Origin of the sequence: Amycolatopsis ponsaeliensis (genome assembly GCF_030182635.1) — a bacterium.
GTDB classification, from domain to species: Bacteria; Actinomycetota; Actinomycetes; order Mycobacteriales; family Pseudonocardiaceae; genus Amycolatopsis; species Amycolatopsis ponsaeliensis.
Map to the genome: position 1 here is coordinate 1 of NZ_JAPZLD010000102.1, position 14,249 is coordinate 14,249.

The 14,249-nt window shown below is 69.2% G+C and carries 8 protein-coding genes; 5 read left to right on the top strand and 3 right to left on the bottom strand.

Translation table 11 applies throughout. From position 1 onward, the window contains the following. Positions 1-403: 403 nt before the first annotated feature. A complete protein-coding gene (locus QQ657_RS56030) occupies positions 404-931 on the top strand; it encodes a hypothetical protein (RefSeq protein WP_284750663.1) in 528 nt (175 codons plus the stop codon). 23 nt (positions 932-954) lie between these two features. Here the strand turns inward: QQ657_RS56030 and QQ657_RS56035 are convergent, their stop codons facing one another. The 3 genes from QQ657_RS56035 to QQ657_RS56045 all read right to left on the bottom strand — a co-directional run bounded on the left by QQ657_RS56035 (position 955) and on the right by QQ657_RS56045 (position 2,873). Further along, positions 955-2,316 (bottom strand): tyrosine-type recombinase/integrase, encoded by a 1,362-nt coding sequence (locus tag QQ657_RS56035; RefSeq protein ID WP_350310783.1) that lies wholly within the window; start codon positions 2,314-2,316, stop codon positions 955-957. A 100-nt stretch (positions 2,317-2,416) separates the two neighbouring features. Beyond that, a complete protein-coding gene (locus tag QQ657_RS56040) occupies positions 2,417-2,674 on the bottom strand; it encodes a helix-turn-helix transcriptional regulator (protein ID WP_350310784.1) in 258 nt (85 codons plus the stop codon). Then, positions 2,595-2,873, bottom strand: a complete 279-nt coding sequence (locus QQ657_RS56045) for a hypothetical protein (RefSeq protein ID WP_284750669.1) — start codon at positions 2,871-2,873, stop codon at positions 2,595-2,597. The genes QQ657_RS56040 and QQ657_RS56045 overlap by 80 nt, the downstream gene beginning before the upstream one ends. An 868-nt stretch (positions 2,874-3,741) precedes the next feature. Here QQ657_RS56045 and QQ657_RS56050 point away from each other — a divergent pair. The 4 genes from QQ657_RS56050 to QQ657_RS56065 all read left to right on the top strand — a co-directional run bounded on the left by QQ657_RS56050 (position 3,742) and on the right by QQ657_RS56065 (position 13,430). Continuing rightward, positions 3,742-3,894, top strand: coding sequence for a hypothetical protein (locus QQ657_RS56050; protein ID WP_284750664.1), 153 nt, complete (start codon positions 3,742-3,744; stop codon positions 3,892-3,894). Between the two features lie 1,503 nt (positions 3,895-5,397). After that, positions 5,398-10,233: a hypothetical protein gene (locus QQ657_RS56055; protein ID WP_284750665.1), complete on the top strand. Its 4,836-nt coding sequence runs from the start codon at positions 5,398-5,400 to the stop codon at positions 10,231-10,233. A 4-nt stretch (positions 10,234-10,237) separates the two neighbouring features. Then, the gene (locus QQ657_RS56060; RefSeq protein ID WP_284750666.1) at positions 10,238-11,419 is read left to right on the top strand and encodes a phosphodiester glycosidase family protein; all 1,182 of its coding nucleotides are present in this window, start codon (positions 10,238-10,240) and stop codon (positions 11,417-11,419) included. A 37-nt stretch (positions 11,420-11,456) separates the two neighbouring features. Continuing rightward, positions 11,457-13,430: a hypothetical protein gene (locus tag QQ657_RS56065; RefSeq protein WP_284750667.1), complete on the top strand. Its 1,974-nt coding sequence runs from the start codon at positions 11,457-11,459 to the stop codon at positions 13,428-13,430. The last annotated feature ends 819 nt before the right edge of the window (positions 13,431-14,249 follow it).

Consider the following 14,249-nt stretch of genomic DNA (forward strand, 5'->3'; position numbering starts at 1 on the left):
CCAGCGAGGACATGCTCGTGCGGGTCATCTCAGTTGATCCGTATCTCGCCCTGCATCAGGCCGGGTTGCTGTGAACCAGTGGACTCAACTCACCCTGACACGCAGGGACCGACGAACCCGGCCATATGACGAGAACCTCCGCCAACGAGGAGCCAGGCTGGGCTTCCGAGTAACCGACGTTCCACCAAAAGGCACGTGTTGGATGTGCGGACAAGATATCGATATACAAAACCGCGAGCATATCTTTCCAAGCTGGCTACAGCGAAGATTCGACGCACAACGAGAAGTCTTCACGCCAACGCATTTCGACCGATTCGGCCAGACAATAGATAAACGTGGAAACATTCCAGCCTCAGCCTTTGTAGCAGGGGAGATATGTCAACAGCGATGCAACGGCGGCTGGATGAGCGAACTGGAGACGGAGTTCGAGAGAACGCTATTTAGCAAGGCTGCAATTTCACCGTTGAGCGACCAGGCGAAACGCGTGATAGCTCGATGGTTCTCAAAGACTGCTATCGTCATAAGTATCTCACAAAATTATCGCACGCTAGTGCCCGCCAAGCAGAGACGCTCGTGCACCCGTGGAGTACCTCACGGCTTCTCTGTCTATCTAGCTGACGGCTCAAGCACGCCACAAGATCGCTTTGACTTTGCGCAAGGCGCGAACATCATCTCACTTATTCCAAATTCATCCAAAGGTATTGCCGCACACCAAAAGAAGTCCGACCAGGTGTTCGCATGTGTAATACGAGTGGACACCTTAGTGGGAATCGTTGTCTTCGCACCTCCTGGAAGATGGGCAGTACCAGAAGCGGCGTCTGTGAGGATATGGCCTCCGTCGGATACGGCGGTCTCTCTGGCGAAGCTGCCGCGTATTGAACCCATCGTCGACGGACTCGTTCTGATCGATCGACGACTTGAAGGCCGCTGATAGCATTTGCGCACTGAACGGGTTCATCCGCCGTCTACGTCGTCCTCGTCGTCGGCGGGCAGGCACAGGATGCGGGCGATCTTGCCCAGCGATTCTTCTTCGAGCCCGGCCAGCACCTTGGCGTAGACCTCGTGCAGAACGGCGACCGAGTGCCTCGCCCACAACGCCACCTGGGCTGAGATCACGCCACCGGCGAGCCACGTCGAGACGCAGGCGTGCCGCAGGTCGTACGGCCGGCGGGCGAGCGGCGACCGGTATTCCTCCGGGGTCAGCCCGGCCTTACGGGCCTTGTCCCACACCCGCGCCAGGGTCGACTCGGCGACGTCACCACCGTCCATGCTCCGGAACAGCCGGCCATCGTCGACGACGCCGTACTGCTCGAGGTGCTGCTGCAGCAAGGCAGTCAGCGGCGGCGGGTAGGGCACCGGCCGCACCTCCCCCTTCGCACGCTGCTTGAGCTGGCGGCGGTCACGCCGCTGCCCGCTGTCGGTCCACGCCGCCCCCGCACTGGGCGCCGTCTCCGACACCAGCAACTGCCCCCAGCCCTTCCGCGGCAGCTTGAGGTCGATGTCGCGCAGCATGACCGCTTCCTCCGGCCGCAGCGCCGAGTAGTACATCGTGGCGAAGCACGCGACCAGCCGCGGCCCGGACGAACGCCGCTCCACGATCACCGGCTCGGACGCACCCGGCGGTAGCCGCATGACCTTCTGATCGGCCACCGCGGCCAGCAGCTGCGGGCCCTGCTTCGTGTTAACCACGATGCGCGTGTCGATCGCCCGGACCCGCTTCGGCGCCGTCCACTTCACCTCCGGCAACCGATTCGCCGGCAGCAGGTCCCGCTCCACCGCGTATTCCAGCGCGTTGAATACCACCGCGCGCTTGCGGAACACCGTCTTCGCCGCGGCCGCCGTCCCGTCCATCTTCAGCGCCAGCTGGTCCAGCACACCCCGCAGCGTCGTCAAGTCGCCCAGCCGCGACACGGTGACGGTGTTCGTGCTCAGCCACGCCAGCGCGGCCTCGATCGCTGGGGGCTTGTCGGTGTCGCGCCGGACAGTGTTGAACGCCCAGCCCGTCATGGCCCGGCGCAGCACCGCGTCGGCCGGCTTCCCACGCCGGCGCTCCAGCAGTGCCAGCGTCGCCGTCGCCAGCGCGTCAGCGTTGCCGGAACGGGACTTCGCCGCCGCACGGCGCCACTTCATGTCCACATACGCCTGGGCGAACGTGAACCACGGCTGATCGTTGCGCGTTCGTGCCATCGACACCGGCAGGCCGTCGGCGATACGGAATGCTTCGCCGTTGCGCTGCGCCACGATCAGCTTGGAGCGAAAGCTCTCCGCCAACGTCGCGTTCGCGTAGGTCTCCGGGAACACCTTGCCCGCGACCACCACCGGACGATGTAGGACTTCTTGCCTGGCTTCCCGTCCTTGCGCGGGCGGCCGGTTTTGACCCGCACGTCCCAGATGCGGACATCGAACGTCGTGTCCGTCACGCAGAGGCCTCCTCGTGCGAGGCGAGCCAGCGCTCCAATGCGGACCGCCGGAACCGCAACTGCCGGTTGGGCAACCGCACGCAGGGCGGCGCGCACCTCTTCGCACGCCAGTCGTTGAAGGTCGAGCGGGTAATGCGCAGTCTGGCGCAGACTTCGTCGACGGTCAGCAGATCCTCAGGAACCGGTGACTCGGCAGCGGAAAGCGCGTTCGAGGACTCGCGCTGTGGCAGACGTGCGGGTCGGTGGGCGGGCATCGGAGACCTCTCCCCCTGGCGAAGAGCTGTCTCGTTCCTCAGCCTCGTCGATCGGGATGAACGGTTCTTCGTCGCCCGGGTCGGCCGGCTGCCCCGGGGCGGCTCTCGAATGGTCCGGGTAGAGGACGTCCGCTACGGCCAGGTCCCAGGCCTCGGCGGCATCGTCCGCGCCGAGGATGCCCTCCCAGTCGGTTCCCATGGTGCGACCCTAGCCACGCTCGCCGAGGGCCCTGCCGCGCGGGCCATGAGCGCGTCGGCGCGTGCCAGGACCAACTCCTCCTTCGTCATGCACCGGACAGAAGGCACTGGCTATCGCCGGGCGAACGAGGTCATGGGCGCCGCCGAGAGCTTGAGCAGGTTCGATGCTGGGCTTCTTGTGGCTCCTCTTAGGCTTGGACGAAACCCGACATGTACCGGGACTGTTCGAGGTCTTGTTCAGGGCGCGATGGCGTCATTCCGCGGGTAGCAACTGGGCCGCGATAAGTCCCGGGATTGATGACGGTCACCGACAGGCGCATTCAGGGCCCCGTGGCGGTTCAGTAAGAGCCCCGAATCACCCTGACAACTCTGGTGAGCTGGCCTGTTCTGAGTCCGGCAGGCACCGCTACGGGGCGATCGCGGAACCGACGCTGACCCATGTCCTGCTCGTCCAGCCCGGCGGCGTGCTCCGAGGTCCCCGGGCTCCAACGTGTTGATCGGCCAGTTGTGCCGCTTGACCAGCTCGCACCACTCGACGCGGGCTTCGGAGAACGTGAGGGCGTCCCCGGTCTCCCGGGCTCGCCGGTCGCGCGGGAGGTAGACCAGGGCGGAGAGCAACGGGTTCAGCTCGGTCAGGCCCCGACGACGCTCCGGCAGGCTCAGCAGCCGTTGGTCGATCTCGGTGAGCCTGGTGGCCAGGTCAAAAACTGGGTCTGCCCGACCACATCGACCGACGTGGCGAACGCCACACCTTCTGATTCGTGCAGTGATGCTGTGTGCCTGCCTGTCTTAACGCGCCAATGCGCGCAGGAGGGGCCTTCCCGACTGCTGCGCTTACGGGCGTCTGCTTCGTCGGCGGGAGAAGGCCGATGTCGGACGATGAGATCAAGGCCGTCATGACCTGCATCATCACGATGCTCACGCACATCCTCACCAGGACCGACCCGGAGGTCGGAGCCATCTTCAGCACCGTGGCACCGCTGATAGTCGCGCTGATCATCGGCAGGAGGAAGGAGAACTGACCCATTGCTCCGGGTCCGCTGATCTGTACAGTCGGCGGCCCCGGAGTGCCCTCCGCGTCACTGTCGATGCCCAGGCTGGGCCGAGGGGTTTCGCCACCTCGGGTGGCGACGTGTTACTGCTGCACGAAACATTCGGGGTCATCGCCGAGGAGAAGGCGTGCCGAGCCCCTGACTGCCCGGCGGCCGAGGAGTCCAGCGACGCTACTTCGACGTGGTCAAGTGTTTCGCCTGCAGCTACAAGATTCTCTCGTTGAGCAAGTGGAGGCCGTCGTTCTGCGCCCGTACGATCACCGCTTGGACCCGGCGCCTTGACGCAGACGGCGTCCAGACGCAGGCTGCATCCAGACGCAGGCGCCCGGTCCCACCGGTGGTCCTTCGCCAACCGTGGATGAGTCACCGACACCTGGCAGCGTCCAACTCGACAATCCATCCGCCTACTCGTGCAACCGCGCGACGCCATGGCTCGACGACCTCGACCGATTCCTCACCAGCGGCGTGACCGCCGGGCTCATCCACCGGCTGAGTGGATTGACTGGATCGTAGCCACCCTGCGGCACACGAATGGGACCGTTTTATGCCTTCCGACAACGCTTCGTCCGCACACAAGAAACGAAGGAGGATAGGACGTCAATGTCCGGTTCTTATGCTCCCTGACAGGGCTTCGCTCGCGCACCTATGACCATGCAATGCCCCCGGCAGCACACGTTCTTATGCCCTCTGGCGGAGCTTCGCTTGCGCACTCTACCCGGTTCTCGGCGGTTCCAACCTAAGCAATTTATAGATCAACGCGTGGACCTCGCCAAAGTTGATCTTCCGGAAGTACATGGTAAGCCACTGCAGGCCGGTCGATGCCTCGCAAGCTGGGCATTCGCGACACGCGGACCTGACTCGACACAACTGGACGGGCACTGTGATTGCCGGCGCATATGGACGCCCCGGCAACGAAAGGAATGCGCCGAGTAGAAGAATCAGGTCGGCGGCGACACCGAGACCGACGGCTGCCACCCCGTTCGCACGCACCTTCCGAGAAGACTGTTCACCCAGGCAATGTGCCACCTCGCGCTCCACGAACGAAGCCGATCCTGTCGCCCACCGGGCATCAGTCAGTCATCCGGCATCTCATCGCAAGGTGTCGTCAATTGGAGGTGGCGTGTTACGGCCGAGCGTGTCGCTGTTCGCCACGGTACGAAATGTTCCAGTCAAATCCGGGTAGTGATTCACCGGCACACTGACAGTGTGTTCGAATTATTCGCACAGTTCGAACCTCTGCAAGAATTTCATCGAACAACTTCGCTCGGATCCTCGTCGACGACTCGAGTCGTCCGGCGCCGGTCATTAAGGAGGCTTCTCGGTAAGCCTCCTTAATGACCGGCTGGTACGTCGCGGGGGGCGTCTTATTGATCTCACGACCCGGGCGTCGCCCCGCCGCCATGCTGCCGCCATCCGGGTCGGAATGTCGTCGGGGCTCTCCTTTTGTCCCTCGCCGACCCTATTGTCATTTGTATGGTCGCCGAGGGAGCAGCTGACGCCGTCAACATCTTCACTCTTGACGGCCCGACGGCCACGGGCGAGGGCATGCTCCGGGCCGCGGCGTCCTTCACCGCCCAGACCACCCGCGGCCTGAGCGCCGGGTTCGACCTGCAGGCCAGGTTCGAGGGGTCGGTCGACGCGAAACTCGCCGACGCCGTCCGCGCGTCGTTCAGGACGTCGGGCTCCGTATCCGTGGGTGCCGAGGCGTCCGCCTACTTCCCGTTGGACGTCTTCGACTTCGCCGGTGTGGTCGCCACGTTGAAGATGCAGGCCGAGGCGAGGGCAAGCCTCAAGCTGGACGTGGAACTGCTGTTCAACGACCTGGTCGCCGGCGCGTTGGCGGGCAGCGAGAACACGCTGTGGCGGCCCTATATCGACGTCCTCACCAGTCAGGTGTCGGTCCGGGCGGGTCTGTACGCGAGCGCCGCGGTGTGCGTGAAGGCCGCGGCCGAGACCAAGGCCGGCATCCGGCTCTTCCCGAAGAATGGCGAGCCGGCCGGGACGGTGTTCGTCGTCAACTTCGGCTACGGCTTCATCTACGGGTACAGCTGGGGGCTGCTTGCGGAGCTCGGGTTCCCCACACCGGCCGCCCTGGTGAAGGGCGTCTTCGGCGTCTCCGCCCGGCAGCTGGCGACGGCTCTGGACGCGGAGAGCGCCACCCGGCCGGAGCCGGAGCGCAGCCTGCTCACGGAGGCCGCCGACCTGGTGGAGCTGGTGCTGCCTCCGCTGGCCGGGCTGCTGTGCTCGGTACTGGCGGACGTGCCGGAGGCGGACCGGCAGCAGGCGCTGTCCGCCGCGGCGACGACCCTGGCGACCCAGCTCGGCCAGCACCTGCTGGAGAAACTGGTCTCCGCCGCTCTCGACGGGCTCACCACGCTGCTGGCTGGCTTCGGGCTGCCGATCGGCACCGACGTCGGCAACTCGCTGCTCGCGCTCGTGCACGCGATCGAGGACGCCGTCGTCGCCAGCCGCTCGGCGCTGTCCATCCTGCCCGAGGCTATCGACGCGATCACGGACGTGCTGTTCGAGCTCGCCCGCACGGGGCTGGGCGAGCAGGACCGGGAGCTGCTCGGCGACGTTGTGGTCGGGATCTGGGCCGGGGTGAGCCTGATCGAGTCCACGCCCGGCTTCGCGCGGCCGCCGACCGGAGGCATCCGGCGCTTGCTGATCGAGGAGGGCATCGATCCGGCGAGTGGCTCGCCCGGGGATCTGCCGGCCCGGGCTCTGGGCCGTTCGGCGACCAGGCTGCTGGAGCGGGCGGGTGCGGCTGCGTGGCTGAGTCGGGTCACCGGCCTCGTGATCGAGGACCTGCTGCGGATGCCGTCGCGCGGGATCACCGGGGACCCGCTGGTGTTCCTGCGCACCTTCCTCACAGCAGCCGGTGATGCCCTGTCCACAGAGCTGCTGGACGAGCTCCCCGTGGACGACATCGGGCTGCCGCCGGAGGCCGTGGAGTCGGTCCGCACGCTGCTCCGGGTCGGCCTGGAGGAACTGCCCGACCTGATCGGCGGCGCCCCCGCGGAGCAGGTGCTGCGGCGGGTGCGAGAGCGGGTTAGCGTCGGCATGCTGCAGACCGTCGGGCGACCGCTGGTGTCGCTGCTGGACGAAGTGATCAACCGAGGGTTCGGGCTCGCCGTGCCTGCGATCCGCAGGCTCGAGGCGCAGGCGCGGGAGGCGGGCGACCTCATCCCCGACTTCCCGCGAGGCGGCCCGCTGGACCGGTTCACCAGCGCCCTGGAGGATCTGGGCCGCGAGTCCGTCGACGTGACGCTGGGCCTCCCGACGTCGGTGTTGCTCGGTCACCTGGCCTCGAAGATGGACCGCTGGCAGCGGGAGCGGCTGCCGGTCGAGCTGGCGCTCATGCGGGAGACCGTCGGCCTGGAGGGGCAGACCAGCGCCAGCCTGCTCGCGGCGCTCGAGACCTCGGACACCGCGGTGGTTCTGCACGCTCTCGAGTCGCTGGTCGAGCACCACCTGGACCAGATCCGTTCCATTACGCAGTTCCTCGTCGAGGACAGCGCCGACCTCCTGGTCCGGCTGACGACGCTGCCCTTCGAGCAGGCGGCGCGGCTGTTCGCGGCCTCGATCAGGTTCTCGTTCGAGCTGACGGCCGCAATGATCGCGGAGCTGGATGAGATCGCGAACGATGTCGACCGCCGGATCGACGAGCTTCAGACGCAGGCGGCCAGGCAGGTCGCCGCCGTCGCGCAGCAGTGCGCGCAGCTCGCCGCCCTGGCCGCGAACGGCGCGAGCCAGGTGGTCGACGGGATCATCACCGACCTGGTGGGCAACGACCCGGTGGCCCGGTTCGCCGTGCAGGTGGCCTTTAACGCGCTGACGGGCGGCCTCGTGCCGGTGATCACCCGGGTGCTCGGGGACCTGTCGACGGTGCTCCGGGTCTCCGGCGAATCCATCGCTGCTGCGGCGCAGTCCGGCACCCTGGGCGCCAGCGGCGCGCTGTCCGTCCTGGAGCAGGCCGTGCGCGGCGCGGCGACGCAGGGCGTGAGCATCCCCATCACCATCCTGGTTCCTGTCCTTCCGCCCTTCTACTTTGTCGAGGTGACGGTCGCGACGGTCACCGTCCCGGCGGAGTGGCTCGGCCGGGTGATCTGGGGAGCGATCATCGGGCTCACCGGTGCCGGGCCGCTGCTGGCGGCGATCGACGACACCGCACGCTCGCTGCACGTGACCAGCTCGGCGCTCGAGGCGGCCCGGGCGGCCGGGACGGGCCCGCAGATCCAGCAGCGCGCCGCCGAGCTGCGCGCGCGGGCGTCGGCGGCGGTGCTGGACCGCAGCATCGCGATCGTCTTCGACGCGGGGACCCCACAGTCCGTCGTCACCGTGGGCGCGAGCACGGTGATCACCGGCCGGGTCAGCGGGATCGACCGGTCCTACCTGCTGCCGATGACCCTGGAGACGGGCCCGGACGCGACCGTGGTCCCGGCGCGGGTGCGGTTCACCTGCCAGGGGATGGCGGTCGCGCCCGAGTCGGTCACCTGGACCGACTCGGGCGGTGGCACTTTCACGTTCAGATTCGGCCTCGGCACAGAGCCGGGCGGCGCCGTCGTCGTGCAGCCGGGGGTGTGCGTGGTGACCTGCCTGGCCGGCGCCGGGGAATGGGAGGGCCGGGCCGACCTGATCGGCGCCTCGCGCTCGTTGACCCTGCTGGTGGCGCCGGAGCCCGGCGCGCAGGGCGTGCACACCGGTATCGAGGGCTGGAGCGGGGCCGACGGCCTCCCGTCGATCGCCTACGTCGGTGCACCCGACCGCACGGCACGCGTGCTGACGCTGCTGACCCAGGCCGCCGACGGGACCTGGACGGTGGAGGACGCCACGTCGGCCGCCGGCACGGAGCCGCCCGCCACCGGGTCCGGGCTCACCGGCTGGTCGGACGACACCGGTGCGGTGCACGTGCTCCACTGCACCGAGTCCGGGCAGCTGACCGCGCTGCACCGCGACCAGAACGGCGCCTGGTCGGCCGAGCTGATCGACGCCGACGCGGGGATGGCCCGCACCGGCCGTCCGGCGCGGCTGGACGGCGGCGACGCGCTGGCGTACGTGACCGAGCGCGGCGCGCTGCGGATCGCCGCCCGCACAGTCCAGGACCCCTCCTGGCAGGTCACGGACCTCTCCGCCGCGGCCGGGCTCCCGCCGGCCGCCCCCGCCGCGGGGCTGCTGCACTGGCGCGGTGCTGCGACCGAGTTCGACGACATCGGCGCCGCGGGCAACCTGCTCACGAACCCGCTGTTTACCGACGGGCCGCGCAACCGGTTCGAGCAGGCGGCCTTCTGGACCGGCTGGACGCAGGGCCGGCAGGACCGGGTGATGCTCACCGATCTGCGCGCCTCGACACTGCCGGTGGAGGCGTCGCGGCGGATGCTCCACGTCAGCACCACCATCGACACCGCCGGGCTGGTGCAGACGTTCGGCGCCCAGGACACCGGTCCGACGCTGGTCGAGGCCTCCGCCTGGGTGTACGTGCTGCGCGGCGAGGTCGCCATCGGCACGGGCAACGGCGGAAACACGGGCTACGACGCCCGCACCTCGGAGACCGGTCGGTGGATCCGGCTGTCGGCGCGCAACGGCGCCGCGCCGGCGAACGAGTTCATCGTCTACGCGTCCAGTCCCGGCGGTGCGGAGTTCTTCGTCGCCGCGACCGCGGTCCGCGAACCCGGCCCGCGGGACACGCAGGCCGGCCCCGTGAACCTCGCCTACCCCGGCGCGGACGGGCACCTGTACCGGGTGAGCCAGGAAACCGGTGGGCGGCGGTGGCGGGTGACTGACCTGACCGCCACGGCCGCGACGCTGCCGTGGTCCCCGGGTTCGGACCTGACCGGCTGGGCCGGCCCAGCGGGCGAGCGGCACGTCTCATTCTGGGCGGTGGACGGCCAGCTCTACGACCTGGCCGGGACGCCGGACGGCTCCGCCTGGTCGGCCGGGCTGCTGGATGAGCCGGTGTCGCCGTTGAACCTGCGTCGGTTCCGTGGCGGGCGGGCCGCCACCGGATGGACCGCCGGCGGCGTGCTCGGACTGGCCGTGACCGGAGCCCGGGGCGGGCTCCGGATCGGCGTCTCCGCCGGCGACGGCCGCTGGGACTGGGATCAGCCGGACACGGGCCGGCCCGTGTCGCCGGTCACCCGGGAGGCGCTCGCCGGCTGGGCCGATGCCGCGGGGATCGCGCGGCTCACGCTGATCGACGCCACCGGACGGGTCGGCCTGCTGTCCAACGCGGCGGGCCCGCGGGACTGGACGTTCGAGGACCTGACCAGCACGGCGTCGGCGCCGCCCGCCGCAAGGACCGGCAGGTGATCCGATGGCCATGACAGCGCTGCCCTTCTCGGGCCCGACGTTCTTCCGCGACATCCGTGCGCGGCTGCAGGCCGATCGCGGGATGTTCGTCGGCTCCGACGGTGCCTACCGGTACGTCTGCGTCGATCCGGGCTTCTACCGGCTGGGGGTGTTCGTGCGGCCGACGTCCTCGACGTTCACGGCCTCAGCCAAGACCGCGACCGCGGGCACGCCGGTCCGCGCTGTCGCCAACGGGCAGGTCTTCGACGACTACCAATTCACGTCACCGGGACCCGTCGCCTGGCAAGGCGAGGTGATCTCCGGCGGGGCGGTGCTCCCGGGCGGCGGCGCGGCCGGCTCCGCACCCATGCACCGGTACGCGGCCCAGTGGCCAGGAATCTCCGTGCCCGCCCTGGCGTTCGGGACGGGCAGCCCGAGCACCGTGGTGCCGCCACTGCGGTCGGCGTTCGGCCGGTTGGTGCCGCTGATCGAGGCGGGCGCGCGGGCCACCGCCGCCCAACTCGGGAGCTGGATGACCAAGGGGGCACGGACCGGCAAGACCGTGTACGGGCTGTGCGCGGCGGAGGCCGTCCTGTTCGTCCTCGTGCAGGAGCACGGCACGTTCCTGGCCCCCACTGGGGCGGAGACCGTGACCGACCTGATGACCCGGCTCTTCGGGATGGGGGTGGACCAGGCCATGCTCGCCGACGGCAGCGACTCGGTCGCGCTGCTGGTGGACGGAACCACGCTGGTGACCCCGGCCGGGTACAAGGACAACAGCATTCCGGTCGGACCGTCCCTCGAACTGCACGGCCTCCAGCTGACCGCGACAAGCAGCCTCGTGCTCACCGGCAGCACCGATCCGCAGTTCGCCGGATCGCTGCAACTCGCCGGGGTCAGGGCGGCTCTGCGGCTGACCGCACCCGGCGCCGGCCTGGTGCTCGAGGACCTCGGAACGCCCAGCAGCGGCACCGCGGACCAGGTCCGGAACGGGCTCGGGCTGACCCTCCCGATGTCGATGGCCGCGGCCGATGCGCCGCCACGGCCCTCGGAGCCGTTCCTCTTCATCGGCGGGAACGTCCAGGCGCGGCTGTTGCTGTCGCCGGAGCAGACCACCGACGGCCGTATCACCGGGTCGATGCAGGTCACGACGCCGCGCGGGCAAGTCGACTTCGATGTGCTCTGGGATCTGGAGGACCTGCCGTGACTGCGATCTCCGGGCGGGCAAGGGCGGAGGCAGGCCGATGACGGAACCGGCGGTGTCGTTCGTCGACATGGCGGGACTGCTCGACGGTGTCCTCGCCGGCTTGTTCGGCGTTGCCGCGCAGATCGCCCCGCCCGTGCTCGTCGACCCGGTGCTCGGATCGGTCGAGACGAGGCTCAGCGGACTGTGGCCGAGCCCGCGGGACGACGGCGACGGCAGCCCGGCCCGCCTGATGGCGCCGCGCGGCCTGCGCGGCGTCCTGATCGGCGCCGCGGCCTCCAGCCAGACGATGGGCAAGCTGAGCCTCCTCGGCCTGCCGATGGATTCGCTCCAAGAGGCCTGGGCCCCCGACGGCAGCACGATCGGCGGGATCTCGGTCCAGGTGATCGACGACGACTCGGCGGACCCGGGCGGCCCGCTCGCCGTGGAGGCCTCGACGCTGAGCCTCACAGTGTCCGCGGTGGACGCCCTGTGGCGGCTCGACCCGCTGGCGGCCGGCGACGACGGCGCCGCGCTGGCCGGCGCCTACGCGGACCTCATGACCGCGGCGCTCGCGGGGCAGTCCGGCACGGCCGAGTTCCAGGCCGCGTCCGCTGGGCAGGCCCTGGCGGACACGCTGCAGGAGGGTCGCCGGTACCTGGCGGACACCGCCGCCCGCTGGATGACGGCGGTGCTCGGCCTCGTGCGCCTCCGGGCGGCGCAGCAGGCCGACCCCGCCCTGCCCGCCGCCGGCGCGCAGGTCCAGGCCCTCGTGGACGCCTACAACCAGACGCCGGTGCCGTCGGGCACCCCGCTGCTGACCTACCTGGCCCAAATCTTCCTTGGCAACCACCCTGCGACCAGGAACCTGCCGGACGCCGGGCAGAGCGTGGACGGCGGGCACTTCACCGACGTCCTGCGTTCCGCCATCCGGCACACGGACGCGGGCAGCCCGATCGACGAGGACGGCGGTTCTGATCATGCGCCCGACGGCGGGCCGGACCCGGGGGACCTGGGCAACGCCATCGTGGCGTCCGCCCTCGCCCTGGCGGATCAGGTGCGCACCTACACGCAGGACCCTGCAGGCCGCTGGGACGACGACAAGGCCGACTGCAGCAGCTTCGTCCAGCGCGCGCTCTTCAACGCGGGCATCGCCCAGTTCGACCCCGGCCCGGCGCACGAGAATGTGTGGAGCACCAAAAACTACGCCGAACGCAACGACGTGTTCGAGACGGTGAAGTGGGCACGGGCCAGGCCCGGCGACGTGCTGGTGCAGGGCGGCTACGAGGACGTCGCCGGCACGCCCACGTGGAAGGCGCACACGGGGATCTTTCGCCGCCCGTCCGCGACGAAACCGGACCTGCTCGAGGGCATCTCCATGGACTCGAAGGGACCGGCGCGGGCGGGGTTGTGGGGTGCAGACCCGCCCCGCGGCTACTACCGATTCGGCGCCAACCTTCTAGTCCGCCGGCTCAAGCGCGACGTGCTCGGCGCGGCCGGGCCCGTGGTGCCCGCGGCCAGCCCGGTCGAGGGCGGGGTCAGGATCCGGATAGACACCCGGGGGATGGCCGCCGCCACCCGGGTCCTGGTCGGGCCCGACCAGGCGGCGGGCGTCCTGGGGAACGCCGAGGGTTCCCTGACGTATGCCACGCTGCCTCCGGGGCAGCCCGGTGCCTGCGCCGTCGTCGTCTCCGACGCGGCCGAGCACACGCGGACCTTCCCTCAGGCCGTCGAGTACGTGCAGGACCCCGAGCGGGCGGCCCGCGCGGTCGTTGCCGGCTACGAGGTGATCATCTCCGAGCTGATCGACACCGCCACCGCCCTCATCGCGGCCGGGACGCTGGACGACGCCGCGCGGCAGCAGCTGACCGGCACCCTGGAACAGCGCTTGAACGCCACGGACGAGGGCTGGTTCGCCCGCCTCGACGACGCCCTCGGCGGGACACCGACCGCCGCCGTCGACGCGATCTTCGAGTTCGCCTCGACCCAGCTGATCCAGCTCACCGACCGGTTCTGGTCGGTCCTGGCGACCTGAGGAAATCAGCCCATCCTGTTCGGACACGGCCCGCGACCAGATCTCGGCGACGGCGGATGTTGGAAGCGCGAGCACGTGACCGTTCCGCAAGGCGAAGACGATGATCGCACTGGCGTTGGCAGTGCGGCCGATCGGCTGCGTCGACAATCTCGCGGTCGTCGAGGACGACGCCACCAGCACCCAACTGCGCGACCATCTTCCGCCCGGTGGTGAGGTTCTCGGCGGCGTAGGCCTGGCGTGGTTGCTACGCGGTCGGCCAGGCGATGTACACCTGCGGCGGAGATCGCGGCCAGCCACGGCGAGGGAACGGCCGCCGAATTCGTCAGCGCCTGGGTGAGTGTGGTCCCCGGCGACCGAGACTGGGCGCTGGCCGCCGCCACCGAACGGCGCCTCACAGCGCTGTGGGCCACCGTCGCCGTCGCCCTCGCCCTCGCCCAGCACATCACTGACGACCAACTAGGTGACTCACTCGATGCCCCGACCTGGCTCGGCAAAGCGCAGCGTAGGCGCGCCGGAGCTGACGAGCCTGCGCGAGATCGCGCTGTGGATGCGCTGTGGATGCGCCGCGGTGACTAGGTGAACCGGGTAGCCACGGTCCACCTAACCAATGAGCCATTCCGGGTAACCGTTCGTCGCTCTTTGTGATCATGTGGTGCGGTCGTGGTCGGTGTGGAGGAGTACGAGGGCAGCGGCGACGATCTTGCCGATGCCCTGCGTGTCAGGGTGAGTTGAGTCCACTGGTTCACAGCAACCCGGCCTGATGCAGGGCGAGATACGGATCAACTGAGATGACCCGCACGAGCATGTCCTCGCTGGTCG